The 20457-nt window shown below is 46.2% G+C and carries 27 protein-coding genes; 20 read left to right on the forward strand and 7 right to left on the reverse strand.

Translation table 11 applies throughout. The features are described 5' to 3' along the window. Nucleotides 1–136 precede the first annotated feature (136 nt). The gene (gene nagZ / locus BM334_RS12145) at nt 137–1156 is read left to right on the forward strand and encodes a beta-N-acetylhexosaminidase (protein WP_092842089.1); all 1020 of its coding nucleotides are present in this window, start codon (nt 137–139) and stop codon (nt 1154–1156) included. A gap of 19 nt (nt 1157–1175) precedes the next feature. Here the strand turns inward: nagZ and queC are convergent, their stop codons facing one another. After that, nucleotides 1176–1829 carry a 7-cyano-7-deazaguanine synthase QueC gene (queC, locus tag BM334_RS12150; protein ID WP_092842091.1) on the reverse strand — a complete coding sequence of 218 codons (654 nt, stop codon included), beginning with the start codon at nt 1827–1829 and terminating at the stop codon, nt 1176–1178. Nucleotides 1830–1909: 80 nt separating this feature from the next. Here queC and queE point away from each other — a divergent pair, with 80 nt between their 5' ends. From queE to BM334_RS12655, 13 genes are all read left to right on the forward strand, one after another. Beyond that, nucleotides 1910–2602: a 7-carboxy-7-deazaguanine synthase QueE gene (gene queE, locus BM334_RS12155; RefSeq protein WP_241970999.1), complete on the forward strand. Its 693-nt coding sequence runs from the start codon at nt 1910–1912 to the stop codon at nt 2600–2602. Nucleotides 2603–2682: 80 nt separating this feature from the next. Next, nucleotides 2683–2979 (forward strand): Flp family type IVb pilin, encoded by a 297-nt coding sequence (locus BM334_RS12160; RefSeq protein ID WP_092842093.1) that lies wholly within the window; start codon nt 2683–2685, stop codon nt 2977–2979. Nucleotide 2980: 1 nt separating this feature from the next. Beyond that, nucleotides 2981–4171, forward strand: coding sequence for a hypothetical protein (locus tag BM334_RS12165; protein ID WP_126801856.1), 1191 nt, complete (start codon nt 2981–2983; stop codon nt 4169–4171). Beyond that, nucleotides 4168–4707 (forward strand): hypothetical protein, encoded by a 540-nt coding sequence (locus tag BM334_RS12170; protein ID WP_092842097.1) that lies wholly within the window; start codon nt 4168–4170, stop codon nt 4705–4707. Before BM334_RS12165 ends, BM334_RS12170 begins: the two co-directional genes overlap by 4 nt. Continuing rightward, nucleotides 4698–5213 carry a hypothetical protein gene (locus BM334_RS12175; RefSeq protein WP_092842099.1) on the forward strand — a complete coding sequence of 172 codons (516 nt, stop codon included), beginning with the start codon at nt 4698–4700 and terminating at the stop codon, nt 5211–5213. The genes BM334_RS12170 and BM334_RS12175 overlap by 10 nt, the downstream gene beginning before the upstream one ends. A gap of 169 nt (nt 5214–5382) precedes the next feature. Beyond that, complete coding sequence (locus tag BM334_RS12180; protein ID WP_092842101.1) at nt 5383–6135, forward strand: SAF domain-containing protein; 753 nt, start codon at nt 5383–5385, stop codon at nt 6133–6135. A 67-nt stretch (nt 6136–6202) separates the two neighbouring features. Further along, entirely contained in the window at nt 6203–7345 is a 1143-nt protein-coding gene (locus tag BM334_RS12185; protein ID WP_177215096.1) for a secretin GspD/PilQ domain-containing protein, read from the forward strand. Beyond that, nucleotides 7335–8507: a TadA family conjugal transfer-associated ATPase gene (locus BM334_RS12190; RefSeq protein WP_092842105.1), complete on the forward strand. Its 1173-nt coding sequence runs from the start codon at nt 7335–7337 to the stop codon at nt 8505–8507. The genes BM334_RS12185 and BM334_RS12190 overlap by 11 nt, the downstream gene beginning before the upstream one ends. Next, the gene (locus BM334_RS12195) at nt 8498–9358 is read left to right on the forward strand and encodes a type II secretion system F family protein (protein ID WP_092842107.1); all 861 of its coding nucleotides are present in this window, start codon (nt 8498–8500) and stop codon (nt 9356–9358) included. Before BM334_RS12190 ends, BM334_RS12195 begins: the two co-directional genes overlap by 10 nt. After that, nucleotides 9348–10148, forward strand: a complete 801-nt coding sequence (locus BM334_RS12200; protein WP_092842109.1) for a type II secretion system F family protein — start codon at nt 9348–9350, stop codon at nt 10146–10148. Before BM334_RS12195 ends, BM334_RS12200 begins: the two co-directional genes overlap by 11 nt. Beyond that, complete coding sequence (locus BM334_RS12205) at nt 10145–10513, forward strand: DUF192 domain-containing protein (RefSeq protein ID WP_092842111.1); 369 nt, start codon at nt 10145–10147, stop codon at nt 10511–10513. The genes BM334_RS12200 and BM334_RS12205 overlap by 4 nt, the downstream gene beginning before the upstream one ends. Continuing rightward, nucleotides 10506–10988: a tetratricopeptide repeat protein gene (locus tag BM334_RS12210; RefSeq protein ID WP_092842113.1), complete on the forward strand. Its 483-nt coding sequence runs from the start codon at nt 10506–10508 to the stop codon at nt 10986–10988. The genes BM334_RS12205 and BM334_RS12210 overlap by 8 nt, the downstream gene beginning before the upstream one ends. Continuing rightward, nucleotides 10978–11793, forward strand: coding sequence for a hypothetical protein (locus BM334_RS12655; protein WP_126801855.1), 816 nt, complete (start codon nt 10978–10980; stop codon nt 11791–11793). The genes BM334_RS12210 and BM334_RS12655 overlap by 11 nt, the downstream gene beginning before the upstream one ends. Here BM334_RS12655 and BM334_RS12215 read toward each other — a convergent pair. Genes BM334_RS12215 through BM334_RS12240 form a run of 6 tightly spaced genes read right to left on the reverse strand, consistent with a single transcriptional unit; the run spans nt 11684 to nt 17455 of the window. After that, nucleotides 11684–12046, reverse strand: a complete 363-nt coding sequence (locus tag BM334_RS12215) for a Na+/H+ antiporter subunit G (RefSeq protein ID WP_092842115.1) — start codon at nt 12044–12046, stop codon at nt 11684–11686. The two genes, BM334_RS12655 and BM334_RS12215, sit on opposite strands and share 110 nt — an antisense overlap. Nucleotides 12047–12063: 17 nt before the next feature. Then, complete coding sequence (locus BM334_RS12220; protein ID WP_092842117.1) at nt 12064–12333, reverse strand: K+/H+ antiporter subunit F; 270 nt, start codon at nt 12331–12333, stop codon at nt 12064–12066. Further along, on the reverse strand, nt 12327–12818 hold the full coding sequence (locus BM334_RS12225) for a Na+/H+ antiporter subunit E (RefSeq protein ID WP_092842119.1): 492 nt from the start codon (nt 12816–12818) through the stop codon (nt 12327–12329). Before BM334_RS12225 ends, BM334_RS12220 begins: the two co-directional genes overlap by 7 nt. Continuing rightward, nucleotides 12808–14322 (reverse strand): monovalent cation/H+ antiporter subunit D, encoded by a 1515-nt coding sequence (locus tag BM334_RS12230; protein ID WP_092842121.1) that lies wholly within the window; start codon nt 14320–14322, stop codon nt 12808–12810. The genes BM334_RS12225 and BM334_RS12230 overlap by 11 nt, the downstream gene beginning before the upstream one ends. Beyond that, nucleotides 14322–14666, reverse strand: a complete 345-nt coding sequence (locus BM334_RS12235) for a Na+/H+ antiporter subunit C (protein ID WP_092842123.1) — start codon at nt 14664–14666, stop codon at nt 14322–14324. The genes BM334_RS12230 and BM334_RS12235 overlap by 1 nt, the downstream gene beginning before the upstream one ends. Beyond that, nucleotides 14666–17455, reverse strand: a complete 2790-nt coding sequence (locus BM334_RS12240; RefSeq protein ID WP_092842125.1) for a monovalent cation/H+ antiporter subunit A — start codon at nt 17453–17455, stop codon at nt 14666–14668. Before BM334_RS12240 ends, BM334_RS12235 begins: the two co-directional genes overlap by 1 nt. A gap of 456 nt (nt 17456–17911) precedes the next feature. On the opposite strand from BM334_RS12240, the gene rplN reads away from it, so the two are divergent. From rplN to rplF, 6 genes are read left to right on the forward strand one after another with little or no spacing between them, the layout of a single operon-like run. Further along, nucleotides 17912–18280 carry a 50S ribosomal protein L14 gene (gene rplN, locus BM334_RS12245; protein WP_055439819.1) on the forward strand — a complete coding sequence of 123 codons (369 nt, stop codon included), beginning with the start codon at nt 17912–17914 and terminating at the stop codon, nt 18278–18280. Nucleotides 18281–18291: 11 nt separating this feature from the next. Continuing rightward, on the forward strand, nt 18292–18606 hold the full coding sequence (rplX, locus tag BM334_RS12250; protein WP_055439820.1) for a 50S ribosomal protein L24: 315 nt from the start codon (nt 18292–18294) through the stop codon (nt 18604–18606). Between the two features lie 21 nt (nt 18607–18627). Then, nucleotides 18628–19167, forward strand: a complete 540-nt coding sequence (gene rplE / locus BM334_RS12255) for a 50S ribosomal protein L5 (RefSeq protein ID WP_055439821.1) — start codon at nt 18628–18630, stop codon at nt 19165–19167. Between the two features lie 11 nt (nt 19168–19178). Next, the gene (gene rpsN / locus BM334_RS12260) at nt 19179–19484 is read left to right on the forward strand and encodes a 30S ribosomal protein S14 (protein WP_055439822.1); all 306 of its coding nucleotides are present in this window, start codon (nt 19179–19181) and stop codon (nt 19482–19484) included. 26 nt (nt 19485–19510) lie between these two features. Next, a complete protein-coding gene (gene rpsH / locus BM334_RS12265; RefSeq protein ID WP_055439823.1) occupies nt 19511–19903 on the forward strand; it encodes a 30S ribosomal protein S8 in 393 nt (130 codons plus the stop codon). Between the two features lie 14 nt (nt 19904–19917). Then, on the forward strand, nt 19918–20451 hold the full coding sequence (gene rplF / locus BM334_RS12270; protein WP_055439824.1) for a 50S ribosomal protein L6: 534 nt from the start codon (nt 19918–19920) through the stop codon (nt 20449–20451). Nucleotides 20452–20457: the final 6 nt, after the last annotated feature.

Genomic DNA, 20457 nt, shown 5'->3' on the forward strand with positions numbered 1-20457 from the left:
AGGGAGTATCTCTTACATGCAACTGAACTTAGGTATAAAGATGACAGATTTTTACTTAATCGCCAAACTTTCCCTAGTGACGCCTGCAAGGAAATTTGGCACACTGCCTGCCAGATTCGTTTCATGAGATTGATGTATGACAGCTGTAATGATTGACTTAACAGGATTTGAGCTCACCGCCGAAGAGCGTGAGTTATTAGCGCACCCAGCAGTAGGTGGCGTTATCTTTTTTAGTCGTAATTATCATGATCCTGAACAGCTTATGGAATTGGTAAGACAAACGAGGGCGGCGGCACGTAACCCACTCATATTGGCGGTGGACCACGAAGGTGGACGTGTACAGCGTTTTCGCGAAGGCTTCAGTGAAATTCCGGCCATGGCTGATATTTTAAAACGAGCCGCTGATGAAGACGAAGCCTTGCATTGGGCCCAAGAGTTAGGCTGGTTAATGGCGGCTGAAGTACTAGCCATGGATATTGACTTAAGTTTTGCGCCAGTACTTGACGTTAATGGAATCAGTGAGGTGATAGGCGATCGGGCATTTGCTACCCATGCTCAAGATATTATACCGATTGCTCGCGCATTTATACGAGGTATGCACCAAGCCGGAATGAAGGCAACAGGCAAGCATTTCCCTGGCCACGGTTCGGTTCGAGCGGACTCGCATTTTGAAATTCCAATTGATGAACGTAGTTGGGAAGAAATTCGTGAAATTGATTTGCCACCGTTCGTCGAGTTAGCCACTTGTATTGATGCGGTAATGCCTGCGCACGTGATCTATCCAGCTGTTGATGATAAACCGGCTGGTTTCTCGAGTTACTGGTTGCAGGATATTTTGCGAGCTCAATTACAGTTTAAAGGAATTATTTTTAGTGATGATTTAGGGATGGCTGGCGCCACGGTAGCTGGTTCCATGACCGATCGCGCTCATGCTGCGCTTGATGCAGGGTGCGATATGGTTCTCGTGTGTAATGATCGGGCTGGTGCGGTGGAAGTCATTGAAGCGCTTGAGCAGAGACTTGAATCGGCACAGAAACAAAATACGAAGTGTTACGAGTTACTAGCGAAGCCAGCTGGCATGACACGTTCTGTATTGTTAAACCATCCGCGCTGGCACGCTGCGCAAGCGATTCTGCGAAAGCTCTCGCCACAATAACTTTAAGAATTGGTTTTTATTATTCGTAAGGTAACGGGTCTGTTTGTTGATTAGCAGCGAAAGCTTCGAGCCGTTCAATACAGGCCCCGCACTTACCACAGGCTTTGTCACGACCGTTATAACAGGTCCATGTCTGGCTATAATCAAGCCCCATGGCTAAACCTGCCGCAAGAATTTCTGCTTTGTTGTTGTGCAAAAAGGGGACTTCTATACGCACAGGTTGGTAGTTCGCAATTAGGCTGACAGCATTCATTTTCTCAACGAACTCGGGCCGACAATCGGGGTAAATAGCATGATCACCCGAGTGTGCTCCGTAGTAGACAGCCTCAGCGTCAATGCTGACGGCGTAGCCAATAGCTAACGACAATAGAATCATATTTCGGTTTGGCACGACCGTTGATTGCATTGACTCGGCTTCATAATGGCCTTCAGGAATATCAATGTCCGATGTTAATGAGCTGCCTGCCATCAAACTGTTCATGGCGGTGATATCAACAATCTTGTGTGACAATTTAAGCGAATCACATATCTTAGCGGCGGCATCTAACTCGCGCACATGGCGCTGTCCGTAATTAAAACTCAAGGCGTAAACATCATGACCAGCATGAATGGCATGGTTCAAGACTGTGAACGAGTCCATACCGCCTGAATAAATAACTACAACTTTTGCCATCGCTCGATCCTTTTTTACCGAAAACTACGTTAAAATAGCCACTCATGAGGTGCCATATTGTAGCCTAAAACAAATAAAAATTGTTGGAGAAGATCATTAACACCCTGTACCCAATTAACGAGGTTTTTCAGACCATTCAAGGTGAAGGTGTTTTCACTGGAGCGCCGGCGCTGTTTATTCGGCTGCAGGGGTGCCCAGTGGGCTGCCCTTGGTGTGATACCCAACATACTTGGGAACACAAGCCGGAAGATGAAGTTTCGATAACAGCTGTTGTTGAAAAGCAAGCCGCCAGTTCAACGTGGGCTAACGTAACGCCGCAACAAATTCTGAAATTATTTGAACAGCGAGGGTATACCGCTCGCCATGTCGTCATTACCGGTGGAGAACCAGCAATGTATGACTTACGGCCGCTTGGTCAGGTGCTCGAACAGGCAGGTTACCAGTTACAAATTGAAACCAGCGGCACGTTTGAAATTCGTACGACCAATAAAACATGGGTTACGGTGTCGCCAAAACTAGATATGCCAGGTGGGTATTTAGTGCGCCCTGATTGTATGAAACGAGCGAACGAAATCAAATATCCCGTGGCGATGCAAAAGCACATAGATCAGTTTGATAAACTCTTACGTTCGTGTCCGCCGAGCCCCGAGGCGATCATTGCTTTACAGCCTATTAGTCAGCGTCCGCGAGCTACAGCACTTGCTATGCGTGTATGCATTGAGCGAAATTGGCGCCTTTCAGTACAGCTACACAAGTATCTTAATATTGAGTAAGTAAACACCTAAGCTTCGAAAACTTTAGTTTTTCCCTTTCTATACTGAGCTTCCATTGTTCATCGCAAGAGGAAGCTCTTATGTTTCAGCGTCAGTTCATTCGCATCCCTATTTTTTCTCGGGTCTACTGCCAAGGCCAAGGCATGACCGAATACATTATTATCGTCGCATTAATTGCAGTTGCTGCTATTGGTGTTTACTCCATGCTTGGTAAAACGGTGCGTGGCCAAGTCGCGGGTATTGCCAGTGAAATTACCGGCCAAAGTTCAGCTGATCAGTTAACCAGCGCTCGGGCTGCGGCCCGCCGAGCTCAGACTATGGGGCGGCAAGATGTCAACTTAGGTAACTACGACGAAGTGACTGACTCGGAGAACTAAGGTGCATTATTCTCGCGGGTACTTAAGCACATTAATGATTCCAATACTTGCTGGATTGTTGGCGCTTTTTGTTGGCATTGCCTCATCGCAACATGAAATACAAAAGCGCTGGCACCTACAAAGTGCGGCGGACACTATGGCTTTCAGTGCTGCTACGATCATGGCACGTGAAATGAACATATTGGCAGTATTTAATCGAGCAATAGTCGCGAACCAAGTTGCCCAAGCCCAGCTACTTGGACTCAGTAGCTGGTATAGCAATATTGATTCTGCATCGGAGCGTCTAGCTTTAGTCACATTTTGGGTTCCCTATGTTAATGCAGTAACCGCGCAATTATCGCGAATTGTGACGACGATCGATCGCCCATTGCAACAGCTCATTCAGATAGGTTTAGCGCTCCAAGAGTCGTTGATTACTGCCATACAGCTGGCACAAGTGACAGTTCGGTTTTCATTTGCTCAGATTATTCCAGAGAGTCTTGCGCAACTTGCGCGCCTGCAGAATATTGAAAGCCAACGATGGTCCTTATTGCACAGTCCAGGGTTGGTAAATTTTCCGTGGTTGTGGTGGACATTTATACCACCACAGTCAGCAACCAATGACGATGAACGGTTAGCTAATCTCATAAGAAATAGTCGTGACCCATTTTCAAAGTCCCGCACCTTTAATTGGTTCAACGCTGGCTTAGTTAAAGGTAAAAAGGCTGGCGGTACGGAGCTGATCACAACGAGTCATGGTAATTGGTCATGGCAAGCGCTCGACACCGTTGCCGTGCACATAGATATGCTGTTTCGGCGCGAAGAGATACCTTGGGGAAATGGCGCTTCGTTTCGAGGCGAAAGAATTGACCGCGCAGAGCCAACAAAGTTTGGTACAAGCGCTAGAACCAATCCACGAGCAACACGGTGGGCGTTAACGGATCAGGTGTCGAGGGGCCGAGCCAATAATTCGAGTTACTTTGACCGTAACGATCTGAGCGTATCAGAGTGGCCGGCGGTGTTGCTTATTTTTGAGCAGGTGGTGGCAAAAGCTGGAGTTCGATACAGCCGCCCGAACACTGTTTTTCCGCGAGCTGATAACAAGCCAGAAAAAGCGAATCTATATAACGCGCTATGGCAACCTGAACTTCAGCCACTGACTACAGCAGAAAAGCTTGTGATTGCTCAATTTCGAGTGGCAGAGCCGTCATGAGTAAGGTTGGAGAAACAGGTCAAGGTATGCTTGAGCTCATTCTCGCTCTGGGAGTGATAAGTAGCCTTCTAGCCGTGGCAATTACAAAGATCAATGAGGCACTAAATGACCAACATGGCTATTTAAATGATATGCGAAGCAACATATTTCAACCATTGTCTAATTCCCATTGGCGAGATCATGACAGCGATGTTTTCTCGGAGAACACTGCACCAGTCGCCAACGCGTTTAGTTATTTAATTGATGCCGACTTTCCCGTACATAACTTAAAAAGTGTCGGATACGAGCTATCACCCTATGTGCTAGCTAGATTGACCCATGCATGGGAGGCATCCTCAAATGAAGAGCTATCTAATCGACCCGCGAAACTTACCGCAACCTATCATTTGAACACAATTGGACTAAGTTCACTGCTTGATGTGGTGAGTATTATTCCGCTCGCCAAAGAGCTACGGTCGAGCGATTTGCATCTTGGAAAAGTCGATGCCGATGTCGTGCCTGAAAGTGCAACGTGCCGGGACAGAGAATGTCAGTAGCGGCGGCTTGGTTATGGGTAAATGCTCAGCAGATTAATGAGTTCGACGGCTTATCGCTTTGGCAACTGAATAGACGTTATGCTGCGGTGGAGTTAGGCACTAATTTGGGCTGCCAGCATTACACAGAAATGGCAACAACCATCTGGTGTGTAACATCAACATCAATTTGGGTGGCCACGTCGCTGGGCCAACAGCACTATGTTCGCAAATTTAAAAAGGAACAACAGCCACAAAGGGTTGAGCGTCACCCCTGGTTTGGTCTTGAGGTTGGCCACCAGTATATCGATAGCTTCACTGTGGTTACGTATTCAAGTGACTACAGTGCAGATGCCCTAGTTAGGGGATTTCGGTTTCGCAATAGTAGCCGAATTGAGTTTTTTAGGGAGATTGAACATGGACGTTATCATCTGGTTACACACAGCCCCAAGGCAGACATTTTCGTTGTTGCGCAAGGCAACTCGACCTACACCTTTGTGGTGCGCGCAAAGCGGGCAGAGCATCATTGAAATGTTATTACTTATGGCTGTACTCGGCGCCATATGGTGGCTGCCAGCGACTACTGAAGGGTTGACGTTATTGCAACTGCTAGAGGGTATTGTAGAAAGCTCGGTCGCACATTTTCGATGGATTTGGAGTCGATTTTTGTTAAATCCATTGGTGTTTTAAGGGGGAAGCATGGCCGCGCAGCGTATCAAGATTATCAGCCTTTTCAGCTTTGCACTGCTGCTTAGTTTCGCCAGCTATGAGCTCGTTCAAGAATATGTTGCAGAGCAAACAAGCAAGGAAATTAAACAGCACCAGGAGCAGTTCATTGATGTGCTTGTTAGCCGCGAAAGCATTGTTGCTGGCGACATTATTGAATCGGTTGTACTGGCAAAACGTAGTTATCCGCAAACTTTAGTTCAAGATAGCTGGTTACGCCCAGAAGATGCTGAGTTAATCATTGGCCTAGCAGCTGCGCGCTTTATAGAAAAGGGTGAACCATTATCACCAGATACATTAGTACCAGTAGCGGCAAGGACATTCTCACAAACTGTAAAAGACGAGCATGTCGCGGTAACCAGTATGATTTCAAAACCGCAACTGCATAATGGGTTACTGCAAATTGGCGACCAAGTTACGTTGGTTTCGGCAAGCTTTGACGCTCAACAAGATGGTTTGATGTTAAATAACATTGAAGTGCTGGCGCTCGATTATTATAGCCAACCGAATCAGTTAACTCTGACCAGTCACGATTACCTCCCAAGCACAATAACCTTCGCATTTTCTCCCGCCCAAGCGCTCATTTTTGAGCAAATGCGACGGCAAGGTTTCGCTGTTTGGCTACAACACCCTAAAAGTAATATTCAACCTACTGCCCGACCTAAGACGATAACAATTCATTACTTAAAAGCCGACAGGGAGGTCGCGCATGCCAATGTTTTTTAGTTTAACGAGGTTATTAGTCATAATTTTTGTGATAGGAACTTGTTCGCATGCCAGTGTTGCTAGTGCAATGCGCGAACAGACAATTCAATTAGATGTTGGTGAAGTTCATGTCGTTAATGTTGATGATGTGTCTGACGTTATTGTTGGCAATGAAGAATTGCTTTCAGCGCAATTATTAGACCAAGAGCTGTTAATTCTTAAGGCACTGACTAGCGGGCACACAGAACTGCTCCTTCGGTATCAAGACGCAAACAAGCTGACTCGAATCGGTGTATCTATTACTCCTTCAGTACGTGCTAACGAAAAAGTCCAACTTGAGTGGTTGGCCGAGAACATGCCGGAATTATCAATTAATGAACATGAAAACTTTGTACTCATTTCTGGCTCACTGATTGAATCAAAGTACGAGTTATTGAAACAACAGGCTGCTTTAAATAAGCATTGGTTGCTTCAGGTTAGCGTAGAGCCAGAAAAGCAGGGACGCATGATTGAATTAGAAGTAAAAATTTTAGAGGTTAAAAGACAATATGCGCGCCAATTAGGTATTCGTTGGCCAGGTTCTTATGCAGGGCCCCAGCTGAGCGAGAGTGCTGAAAGCTGGATCACGTTACCGGTGGAGGTGCAATCAACTCTGAATTTACTCGAACAAAAGGGTCATGCACGAGTACTTGCCGAGCCCAAATTGATTGCCGCCAGTGGGCAACAAGCTGAGTTCTTAGTCGGGGGAGAGTTTCCAATACCTCAGGTTGTGGGGCAAGGTTTACAAGATGTTTCTTTCCGCGAGTACGGAATAGCATTAGATATGGCGCCTATCGACTTAGGACAGGAGGGCATATCAACCTCGATAAAAGCTGAAATCAGTACCATCGACCCAGCAACCAGTGTTAATGGTATTCCTGGGATGTTAACGCGCCGAGTCAGCTCATCAATTACTGCAGCAAGTGGAGAACTTATTGTTCTTTCTGGCTTGTTGAGTCAAGAGCAGTCAACACAAGCTGATTTATTTCCCTTTCTTAACCAGCTACCTATTCTAGGTGGGTTGTTCAGATCTAAGCAGTTTCGTTCAGCAGAAACCGAACTGCTTGTCATTGTTAGCCCGCAATTCAAAGACGATGTGGACCAACATAACGCGCGCATTGAAAACGCCCAGGCGGCGATCGATGATTTTCGCATGCAAGCTTCATGTGTGGGGTTAATCGATGGTCTTTAGCAAAGAAATCGCCCATGAATTGCTGAAGCAAGCCCTTCAGCGCAGTGAAAAAAACATTGAGCAAATGAGTCATACTCAGCTAGTTAACTATGCGACTAAGTTGATAAATGATTACTGGTCACTGGATGTTCAGCAGCAGACAGCGAATTGGTCTGCAACTGTTACTGATATTGTCAACGATTGTGTCGGGTTTGGCCCGCTAAGTAGCTTGCTTGATGAGCCTAACATCTCAGAGATTATGGTGAATAGATATGATCTGATTTTTGTTGAGCAAAATGGACAGCTGACGGTTTCAGACCGGGTGTTTAGAAGTGAAGCTGAGCTTATTCAGGTTATTGATCGAATAATTACACCACTTGGCCGCCGGCTTGATAGTTCTCAACCCATGGTCGATGCAAGAATGCCCGATGGTTCGCGTATCAATGCGGTTCTATCTCCCGTGGCGTTGAACGGAAGTTGCTTGACCGTGCGTAAATTTCTAACTCGTCAGTTGCAGTTCGCTGAACTCGTTCGTCAAGGCTCACTATCAGAGTCGGCAGTTAATTATTTGCAGAAGGCGATTACGGAGCGTCGGAATATTTTAATTGCAGGCGGCACTGGCACTGGTAAAACGACGTTACTGAATACCTTAGCCAGCCACATTAACCCAGCCCAGCGTTTAGTCACTATTGAAGATGCTGCCGAACTCAAGTTGGCGCATAGCAACCTAATTGCGTTAGAAGCGCGCCCAGCAAATGCTGAAGGTCGAGGGGCCATTGCGATTCGTGACTTGTTGGTTAATGCACTGCGTATGCGACCCGATCGAATCATCATTGGCGAGTGCAGAGGGGCAGAAGCCATAGACATGCTTCAGGCAATGAACACGGGGCATGAAGGTTCATTAACCACCCTTCATGCAAATACTGCGCGTGACGCACTTCAGCGACTCGAAGTTATGGTGTTGATGGCCGGTTTTGATATGCCGCTAATGGCGATAAGACAGCAAATTGCATCAGCCATCGATGTGATTGTGCAAATTCAGCGGCAAAGTGACGGGCGTCGAGTGGTTTCGGAAATCTGTGAAGTCACCGGCATTGATGCACAGGTCATTCAATTAAGCCAGATGTTTGTGCGCCGTCAGAGTGGCCTTGAAAATACCGGAGTGTTATCTGAATGGCACTAAATCAGCAATGGATACTCGGCGCATTGATGTTGTTATGTTGGCTCTGCCTTATCTATGTGCTATTTGTGGCGGTACGCTTTTGGCAGCCTCGCTTACGTGAATGGTTAAAGGAGAGTACTGAGCAATCGTTAGCTGACTTTCTTATCTATATGCCGGCGAGCCAGTTCTGGACTAGATTTTCAGTCATATTAGCCCCCGTTGTCTTGATTGTTAGCTTATCATTCTCGCTTATAGTCGGAGCTGTTGTGGCTACGGCTGGCTTTATAAGTACGTACTTTATCAAAAACGCCTTGCTTTCACGCCGGCTAAGCCAGGTCAATCGACAGCTACCTGATGGCCTCGATTTGCTAGTTACCGCAATCAGCGCCGGTTTAAGCTTTCAAGCAGCCTTGGAACAAACAGCTCCACAGCTACCGCGCCCACTTAGACAAGAGTGGGCTTTAATGGTGCGCTTAACAAAAACTGGTGAGGGCATTTACCCAGCGTTAGCAAATTTTTACCAACGTATTAGTAGCGAACCAGTACTACAGTTTTTACTAACTGTGCATTTAGGGCTGCAACATGGCGCCCAGCAAGTGATTGTTTTGCAGCGACTCACACAGTCATTGCGGCAGCAACATTACGCTGTAGAGCGTGTGAAGAGTTTATCTGCTCAAGCTCGAATGCAAGGCAAGGTGATGTTGCTGCTACCTGTTGGGTTGTTTACCGTACTGCATTATCTACATCCTGAAAACACTCAGACTTTGCTTGAAACCTCTGTTGGTAACTTATTGTTGATAGCCTGCTTAGGTTTGATGATATGCGGGCATATCTTAATTCGGAAAGTGCTAGGAATGGCTTATGCCGATTAAGTTGACGTTAATCGCCACCATTGCGGTACAGAGCCTAATACTATCAGGGCTTTGGTGGTTTTTTCTGACCAAGCTTCAAGACAGCGTTTGGTTGCATAATCGCCTGAACGTTCTGGTGTCGAAACTGCCGAGCGTTTGGCAGCAGCGTCTGCGTGATTACGCAGTTACTCAGACGACAGATAAAACTATCACCCAGTGGATAACGTTACGGTTAGGGCAACTGGCGTCACTGGTTCTGCTGGCGTTATTACCAATCAGCGGCTCATTAAAACTGGGCTTTTTAGTTGTTGTGGTTTGGTACGTGCTCTATCAGCGAGCGCTTCGTAAACAGCATTTGCGTAAGGTGCTTCGCGAATGGCCGAATGCTCTGGATATGACGGCAATGCTAATGCACTCAGGTCTTTCATTTAGAGCAACGCTGCATGCCTTTCAATGTGCGCCCAACAATTCAGCAGCTTTACGGGAAATGACCCGAGTTCAGCGTGCACAACAAAGTGGCTATTCGTTAGAGCAAGCTTTAGATGCTTTGAGTGTACGAATTTCTCATCCCTGGATTCAATTGTTTGTCGGTGCGGTAAAACAAGCTCAAGTAACCGGCGGCGAGTTAGCCAAAACACTGCAGCGCCAAGCTGAACAGTGTCGTCAACAACAACTACTGGAAGCTGAAAAACGAGCACAGGAAGTCTCTGTGAAATTAATGTTCCCACTAATATTTTGCTTTTTCCCGGTCACGATGTTGCTGATATTAGGGCCGGTTTTTATTGGGTTTATAACTGGAGGAGTGATATGAAACAAGGACGTTTTATTCTGCGTAAGTCCGGACGGTGTATATGGAGAGAAGTCAAAGTTATGGAGTACTTCCCGCAACGTTTAGTCGGCATGTTGTATTTACGTGTGGCGTCTCCACAACGGGCTTTTTGGTTTCCTCGGTGTAATGCCATCCACACCTGGGGGATGCGCTTTGCAATTGATGTTATCGGCTTAGATAAGCAACTTCGTATTGCGACTGTTGTTAGAAATGTGCAGCCGGCGCAAGTTGTTCGATTAGCTGGTGTTGACTCAATTATTGAGTGTGAAGCCGGCTGTCCTTTACCGTTAGAAACATGGATAGGCGATCATTTAGAGTTCGCAAACAAGGAGCTGTGCTATGAATAATTTTAAATGGGCAATCATCTTATTATTAAGTTTCTATTTACTGGGTTGCAAGACCAATGACGCTTCATTTGAAACTATTGCGCAGATGCAAGAGCTAGCCACGCAAGCTTATACCAACGGAGATTTGCATCGAGCTGAGGGACTGTGGTCAGACATCGTTCGTGTGATGCCTGAGCACGCTGAAGCATGGTGTCAATTGGGGCATATTGACTATCGCCTGCATCGCTACGCGGCTGCGAATAATGCATACCAAAAGTGCTTAGTTATTAAACCCAAGAATATTGCGGTTTGGCATAATTTAACGGCTGTAAAACTGCGGGATGCAAGCGAAACTTTGATACGCGGAAGTGCTTATTTAACGACTGAACATGACCGAGACTTGGTTGGCAAATATCAATTATTACTACGCGAGTTGATGCGCTTACACGGCATAGCAGATGGCCTCACCAAAGGTACCAATCGTTATGAAGACTAATCGCGGAATTGCCTTACCTGTCGTTGCAGTGATGTCAGCCTTATTGGGGTTGGCTGTTATCGCTTGGCTGCCTTCAGAAGCTGGCTTGAGCGCCCAAAAATTAAGATACAAACATATGACTTGGTGGCATTGGCAACAGGCCGTGACGCAGTATTACCGAGTTAAAGGGCAATGGCCCGACGATTTGATCGAAGTTCGGAATGAATTTGGGCTGCAAAGTGAGCCTTCATTTATTGAGGGGTATAGAATTCCACACGGGTTTCGAGTCCGTTTAACTGAGGTTACCGTAGCTGAGAAAAAGGAGCTTGTGAGAGCATTGATGCCTTATGTGACAGAAAACTATACCGCAACCTTAGACGTCGATTTAAGCCCCATAAGTGATGCTGCAATTCCGCCATCGTTGATAGCAAGAGTAGTTAATACGAGCATTACCACTGCTATTGATATGAATAATTATAATATAAATAGGGTTGGCCAACTGACGATTAACGATGAACTAAGTATAACTGGCGGTACGCGGGTAGGGGCGATTGAAACACATGAATTGCAGACCGCAAGAATGGATTTCGGTCGCATTTTGGCCGCCGATAGCCTCCACTCAAATACACAACTAAACGCGATAGATGTTTTATTCGATAAAATCAAAGTGCTTTATGCTCAACTTGATGAATACATGACATCTCAAGAAGGGATTGCTAATCGTCTTCATCTGAATATTGACGAGGCTGGCCGCGCAAGTCACGAGTATTCTCAACGCGACGTAACTCAAGGTGTAAGCCAGCTTTCGCAAGCAGATGCGCGCTAATTGGTGCTGTTAGAAATAGAAATATCGTGATCAAAAGCTCGTGAAACGAAAGCGTTGATGATACCGAAAAATAGACAATAGAGCCTAAAATAACCCCTCCGACACCAAGCGTTGTGCTTTTTGTCGGGGCGTGTAAACGCGCCATGAAGTCTGGTAGCCGCGCTAAACCGATTGAGCCGACCAATGCAAATAACGCGCCGATAATAATTAAGCTAGATACAAGCCACTCAGCCCAACTAGGAAGTTGTGTCACAATATTGTACCTCTAGGTTATTCGATAATGTCACCGCGAAGCAGAAACTTCGCTGCGGCAACGGTGCCAATAAACCCTAACATGGCAATTAATAACGCCGCCTCAAAATAAAATGGGGTGTTGTGCCAAATGCCAAAAAGCGCGAGAAGTGCAAGTGAATTTATGTAAATGGTATCTAGCGCTAAAATTCGGTCAGGTAAATCAGGACCGCGGAACAATCGCCATAAATTCAATAGCAGTGCGACACAAAAAATCACAAACGCAAACTGCACGGCAAAGGTTAGCATTTGAATATCTCCTTTAATCGCATTTCGTATCGCTGCTTGATGGATTCAATTAGTTTTTCTGGATCATTAACATTGAGTGCATGAATGAGCAATGCGCGACCGTCACGCCGAATTTCCGCGGTGATGGTTCCCGGCGTTAAACTGATAGTGCTCGCAAGCACTGTTATTGGTACTTCCCCGACAATGTCGAGTGGGTATTCAATCAGCGCAGGTTTAATTTTTCGCGACGGCATGAGAATAATTGCAGCGATATTCAAATTGGAAATAAGAATATCAATGAGCAGCAAAACAAAATACTCAACCACTTTAAATGGGCGATGTATAGTCGCCGGAAAGTCTCTGCCCCTATTGGTGTATAGCGGAATGAGAATGGCTAAAATGACACCCAGGATAAGTAGCCCCGCACTGATGGTGTTTTGTAGTAGTAACCAGAAAACAAGTAAAAATAAGCTTAAAAATGGTGCCGGTAGTACTTTATTTAGCATGAGGCCCTCCCAAAACAGCTTCAATATAAGCGGCAGGGTGCATAGCGTCATAAGCTATACGTTCGACAAATTGATTAATAACATCGGCAAACACAGTAATACCAACAATAGCTGCTAAGAGCATGCCAATCGGAATGAGTTGGCTTTGTGGATGAGTTACATCACCAGGCTTACCGTCAAAGGTGTGCCAAAACATGCGGCTCCCCGCTCGTGATAAGGCAACCATAACTAAGAATGTACTTCCTAACACAAGTGGCCAAAGTAAAGCGACTTGTGCTCCAGTTCTCGCAGCCTCCAGTATGAGTAGCTTACCAATAAAGCCGGAAAAGGGAGGCATGCCAATGATAGCGATAGCAGCAATAAAAAACATGATACCCAGTGCTGCATGTTGCGCCATACGGCGCCCTTTAATAATTCGGGATGCTGTTTTGCCTCGTTGCTTGGCTATCACATCAACAAGCAGGAATAACGCGGCGGTGATTAAGGTTGAGTGCAGCATGTAATACATCACAGCAGAAATAGAGCGTTCTGAATTCATGCTAAATACGGTGAGCATGGTACCTACAGAGATCACGACCAAATAAGAAATGACAAGGCGCAAATCACGGCTGCCAAGTACGCCAATGGCACCAATGGCGAGGGTACCCAGACCAAGCCACCACAACCAATCGTAACCGAGTAGTGCAGCTGCGCCGGCATCATCACCAAACAGCAAGGTAAATACACGAATAATGGCGTAGATACCGACTTTGGTCATAATTGCGAACAGTGCCGCGACCGTGCCAGTTGTCATGGCGTAGGCTTGGGGTAGCCAGAAATAAAGGGGCAGCAGTGCTGCTTTTAAAGCAAACACAATAAGAAGCAATAAGCCACCGGCTCTGGCAATACTTGCGTTATCGCCCTCTAAGGCAGCAATTTTTATGGCTAAATCAGCCATATTTAAGGTGCCTGTGATGCCGTAAAGCACGCCTAAGGAAATCAAGAAGACGGCTGAACCGGTTAAATTAAGGAGCACGTAATGCAGGGTGGCTCTTAATTTCAACTTACCCCCACCGTGCATTAATAGCGCATAACTGGAAATAAGTAGCACTTCAAAAAACACGAACAGGTTAAACAAGTCACCTGTTAAAAAAGCGCCAATAATACCAAGTAGTTGAAACTGAAATAGAGCTTGAAAATGAGAGCCTAAGTTATCTTCGCCGTAACAAGCAAACCACAGCACAGGAAATGCCAAAACAGCGGTTAGCAACACCATCAGTGAGGATAAGCCATCGGCTACAAGTACAATACCATATGGGGCTTGCCAGCTACCTAAAGCGTAAACTAGTGGTGTTGAAGCAGACTCGGTAAGTAAGAAAGTGGCGCACACGATCAACACCGTGCACGAGAGCATGCCAAGAGCGCGACGATAGCGCTGCGGATTTTCACCCCAGGGTAGAAGTTGCAACAGTGCCGTTACCATGGGAATTAATAACGGTAATATGACTAGATGCTGAGATAACATTAACGTTGCCCCTCCGCATCGCTAGAGTTTGGCTCATTGACCTCATCGGTGCCCAGCTCTCCACGAACTCGTACGGCCAATATTATTGAGTAAGCTGTCATAGCAAAGCCGATAACAATTGCTGTGAGAACAAGTGCTTGTGGTAGGGGGTCGGTATAACTCTCTTGATTGCCAATGATTGGCAATTCATTCATCACCAAACGGCCTGTTGAAAATAAAAATAAATTAACTGCATACGAGAGCATGGTAATACCAATAACTATGGGAAACGACCGGCCGCGAAGTATTAGATAAATACTGCATGCGGTAAGCATACCGACCGTTGTTGCGTAAAGTGCTTCCATTAGTGCTTCTCCTGGCGTGGACGGTGGCGCGTCGTCATTTGACCAAAGTTGGCTAATATCATCAGGGTGGCCCCAATAACCGTTAGGTAAACCCCAAGATCAAACAAAATCGCTGTGGCAATTTCAAATTCGCCAACAATAGGCCAATGCACATGGGCAAACCATGAAGTTAGGAAATTCTTACCAAAGAACCAGCTACCAAGCCCGGTGAACAGGGCTATCATGACGCCCACGGATGCAAGGGTTTGGTAGTTATAGTCAAAGCGATGTTTCACCCAATCAACGCCGTTCGCCATATATTGTAAGATCATTGCGGCTGCGGTAATCAGTCCCGCAATAAAGCCACCGCCAGGTAGGTTATGGCCACGTAAGAAAATATAAACAGATACCATGAGGGCTAACGGCAGAATAGCCTGTGAAACCGTTTGCACTAATAGCGGATGTTTCACCCGATGCCATGGTCTGCCATCGACGTCACTTGACGGCATAAATGGCCGCAAATTATTAAGTAGCTTATGAATACCTGCCGCAGCAATGGCTAGAACGGATATTTCACCTAAAGTATCAAAGCCACGGAAATCAACCAAAATAACGTTAACGACATTGGTTCCGCCACCGCCAGGCACTGAGTTCGCTAAGAAAAACTCTGAAATACTGTTAGTTGGGCGAGTCAATATTGCATAATTGAGACTACCGACAATACCGCCGACGAAGCCTGCTAAGAGAATGTCTCGTGCTACACGACCACCGCTTGAGGCCTTCGGAATGCGTTGTGGCATAAAAAATAGCGCTAAAATCATCAGAATAATACTAACCACTTCCACCACGAGTTGTGTCATGGCTAAGTCGGGCGCTGAAAAGTGGATAAATATTAATGAGACCATCAAGCCAACAACGGAGAGCATCATTAACGATGTTAAACGTTGATGGTGAAAAGCAGCGGTTCCAATAGCGGCGAGTACCACAATGATAGCGCCGACAATACTTACCACATTCACCGGCATATGCTCGCGGCCACCATCAAGTTGCGCAATATCATACAGTTCAGGTAGCACGAATATGATCGTGATGCCCAGCATAGCAGCGATGTAACGCTGTAATGAACCGGTTTCAATGCGGTTCATGAGGTTGTCTGAGGTGTTGGTTACGGCCTTAACGATGCGAGCAAAGATGTCTTTGGCATCATGATGGTCAAATTGCCGATTAAACGACAACAGTTCGTCGCGGTTTGCATAAATGGCCACGCCACCAATCAAAGCAAGAGCACTCATTAACAGTGGCAAATTAAAACCATGCCAAATGGCAATATCAACTTCAAAGGAGTACGGGCTGACCACAGCCATAGCTGCCGTCAATATATCAGCCGCAAAAACCATCGGCGCAATACCGACGGCCACACAAAGCACTGACAATAGAATAACCGGTGCGCGCATCATCAGTGGCGGTTCATGTGGTTGCTTCGGCAAATTCGTGGCGACTTTATCAAAAAACACGCCATGCACGAATCGAATTGAATAAGCGACAGAAAGCATAGCGCCAATGGTTGCCAGCACCGGAACTAACCATGAGAGGCCACCGAAAAGGTGTTGTTCAGTGGATTCGACAAATAACATTTCTTTTGACAGAAAACCATTAAACAGCGGCACACCAGCCATCGATGCCGACGTGATCACGGCTAGCACCATGGTAAACGGAAGATACTTTCGCAACCCACTCAATTTGCGCAGATCACGACTTCCAGTTTCATGGTCAATAATACCGGCAATCATGAACAGCCCAGCCTTAAATGTCGCGTGGTTAAGGATATGAAACAGCGCCGCCAATAAAGCCCCAGCTGTTCCTAATCCGAGCAGCATGGTAATTAACCCTAAATGGCTAATTGTCGAAAACGCGAGTAATCCTTTTAAATCGGTTTTGAACAGTGCGAAGTAGGCGCCAAATAACATGGTGGCTAAGCCAGTTAAAGTGACAATAGTGAACCACTCTGATGTGCCACCTAATACCGGATATAACCGCGCCATTAAAAATATGCCGGCTTTTACCATGGTTGCTGAGTGTAAGTACGCACTTACTGGCGTTGGTGCTGCCATGGCGTGGGGTAGCCAAAATTGAAATGGGAACTGTGCCGATTTGGTGAACGCCCCTAAAAGAACTAATAGCAGCGCGGGCAAGTAGAGGCTGTGTGCGCGAATTTCATCGGCCGCCGCAAAAATAGCTTCTAGCTGATAACTGCCAGCAATGTTACCAATTAATAAAATACCCGCCAATAATGCAAGCCCACCAGCTCCGGTAATTGCTAACGCCATGCGGGCGCCGCGCCGAGCATTACTTTGATGGAACCAATAGCCAATGAGTAAAAAGGAAGAAATACTGGTTAATTCCCAGAACATCCACAATAAAATAAGATTGTCGGACGTAACGATACCGAGCATTGAGCCCATAAACAGCAACATGCATGCGAAAAAGCGGCCGCTATCATCATTTTCGCTTAGGTAATAGTGAGCGTAGATAATAATCAGCAGCCCAATACCCAAAATTAACGTCGCAAAAAGCAAGGACAAGCCATCGAGCCTTAAGCTGAAGTCTAGCCCAAGGCTTGGCAGCCAGGCTGCGAAAAATTGTGGTATCTCGCCATCGAGCACTGCCGGCGCTAGCGCTAGCAAAAGCGCCAAACTCGTTGCGGTAGCAGCTGCGGTGAGGGTCGTAATCATCAATCGTGAACGTTGGCGCGCAAGTAATGGCAATACAGCGGCAATGAACGGTATTAACACAATTATGGCTAGACTCATGTTCACCCTTAAGCGAGAAAATTTAATTTATAGTCGAATATGTAAAAGAATTTACCACTTAGCTCATGCGCTTGCCAATTGAATCAACGCTGTTAGTTAGCCAGTTATCGTGGCGGTTGATATATCCGAACTCATAAATAAGTACAGCAATTTAGTGATTTTAGTTCTTATTATGTGTTAAAGTGGTCGCCTGTGTTTGAAGCACCACTGCCGCGGTTATCTCTCGAAAGTCCAAGTTCGAAATTGCTTCTCCACACGACAATAAACTTTCTTAGTTTATTTCTTACATCGCACTACCATCTGCAAATTTTATCTGTTACAATTCGCCGCCCTTTTTATAAGGGGAAGTCTTTTATTCTCTAAATTCTTTCGAGCTGTATTTGAAAGGGTATTGGCGAGTAACTGGACAACAGCGACCCGAGAGGGTCTGTTTTTTACATAAAGCGGAGCACTGCAATGATCCAAATGCAAACTACTCTGGACGTGGCTGATAACAGCGGCGCACGCAGCGTACAATGTATTAAGGTTCTGGGTGGCTCGCACCGCCGTTACGCAAACATTGGCGATATCATCAAAGTTTCTGTTAAAGAAGCGATTCCTCGCGGTAAAGTGAAGAAAGGTGATGTTGTGAATGCGGTGGTCGTTCGCACCAAGAAAGGCGTCCGTCGTCAAGACGGGTCAGTCATCCGTTTTGACCGCAACGCGGCTGTTTTGTTGAACAACAACAAGCAACCGATTGGCACTCGTATCTTTGGACCAGTGACTCGTGAATTGCGCTCTGAGCAGTTCATGAAGATTGTTTCTCTGGCACCAGAAGTACTTTAAGGAGTCCAGATATGGCGGCAAAAATCAAACGTGATGATGAAGTAGTAGTCCTGGCAGGTAAAGACAAGGGTAAGCGCGGCAAAGTGCTTAAAGTCGATACCGCTTCGAATCGTGTATTCGTTGAAGGCGTAAACATCGTTAAGAAACACCAAAAGCCAAACCCTGCATTGGGCGTAGCTGGCGGTATCGTGGAGCAGGAAGCAGCAATCCACGTTTCTAACGTTGCGGTTTACAACCCAGAGACTGGTAAAGCAGATCGTGTTGGTTTCAAGACTGAAGACGGCAAAAAAGTTCGTTTCTTCAAGTCTAACAACGCAATCATTTAATTTTTAATTTGGAGTTTTACGATGGCGAAACTGCATGATTTTTACAAAGAATCAGTAGTTCCTGAACTAGTTAAACAGTTCGGCTACAACAGCGTCATGCAAGTCCCTCGGATTGAAAAAATCACACTCAATATGGGTGTGGGTGAAGCTCTGGCAGACAAAAAGATTCTCGACAACGCAGTAACCGACCTAGAAGCTATTTCTGGTCAGCGTCCAGTACGCACTGTAGCTCGTAAATCTGTCGCTGGCTTCAAAATCCGTGAAGGCTACCCAATTGGCTGTAAAGTGACTCTGCGTGGCGAGCGTATGTGGGACTTTTTGCAACGTTTAATCATGATTGCAATTCCACGTATTCGCGATTTCCGCGGTTTGAACCCGAAATCTTTCGACGGTCGGGGAAATTACAGTATGGGCGTGCGTGAACAGATCATCTTCCCTGAAATCGACTTTGATAAAGTTGATAAGGTTCGTGGTCTTGACATCACTATCACCACTACTGCAGGCACTGATGACGAAGCTCGCGCTTTGCTCGCTGCCTTTAACTTCCCGTTCAAGAAGTAAGGTGTAGAGTTATGGCAAAAGAGTCAATGAAAATGCGTGAGCTGAAGCGTCAAAAGCTAGCAGCTAAATACGCAGAAAAACGCATCGCACTGAAAAATGTGATCAGCGATCCGAGCACTTCGGACGAAGAGCGTTGGGAAGCCGTGCTTAAATTGCAAAGTCTTCCTCGTGATTCGAGCCCAAGCCGTCAGCGTAACCGCTGCCGCGTAACGGGCCGCCCACACGGTTTCCTACGTAAGTTCGGCATGAGCCGTATTAAAGTACGTGAGAAAGCGATGCGCGGTGAAATTCCTGGCTTGAAAAAAGCTAGCTGGTAAGCCACGAGTCACGGGAGAAAGCAAATATGAGCATGCAAGATCCAATTGCGGATATGTTCACACGCATCCGCAACGCTCAGGGTGCTAACAAAGTTGCCGTGCGCATGCCTGCTTCTAAACAGAAAGTGGCTATTGCCCAAGTTCTGAAAGAAGAAGGTTATATCGCGGATTTCAGTGTTTCTGGTGAAGTAAAAACTGAACTAGAAGTTACATTGAAATACTTTGAAGGTAAGCCTGTTATAGAATCAATCGAGCGCGTAAGTCGCCCGGGTTTGCGTATCTATAAGAAACGCAACGAACTACCTAAAGTTATGGGTGGTTTAGGTGTCGCAGTTGTCTCAACTTCTAAAGGCCTAATGACTGATCGCGCCGCTCGCAAAGCGGGTCTTGGCGGTGAAGTTATTGGTTACGTAGCGTAACGAGGAGTTAGGAAATGTCACGAGTTGCTAAAGCACCGATTGCCATTCCTGCTGGCGTTGAAGTTACGCTAAATGGCCAGGAAGTAACAATCAAAGGTGCCAAAGGCTCATTGAGCCGTGTAGTTAACGAAGCGGTTGAAGTTGTTAAAGAAGACAACGTTATCCGTACTATCCCACGTGAAGGCGTTGCAAACGCTACTGCGCAAGCAGGTACAGCACGTGCGTTACTACAAAACATGGTGGTTGGTGTTGCGCAGGGTTATGAGAGAAAATTACAGCTAGTTGGCGTTGGTTATCGTGCTAACACTGCAGGTTCTAAATTGAACTTGTCGCTGGGTTTCTCACACCCAATTGAATTCGATATCCCTCAGGGAATTACTATCGAAGTCCCAGCACAAACTGAAGTAGTCGTTAAAGGTGTCGATAAGCAGTTAGTTGGTCAAGTTGCCGCTAACATTCGCGCATACCGTAAACCTGAGCCATACAAAGGCAAAGGTGTACGTTACGCCGATGAGCAAGTGCGCCGTAAAGAAGCCAAGAAAAAGTAAGGTAAG

This window comes from Pseudidiomarina donghaiensis, from assembly GCF_900116895.1.
Taxonomy (GTDB): Bacteria; Pseudomonadota; Gammaproteobacteria; order Enterobacterales; family Alteromonadaceae; genus Pseudidiomarina; species Pseudidiomarina donghaiensis.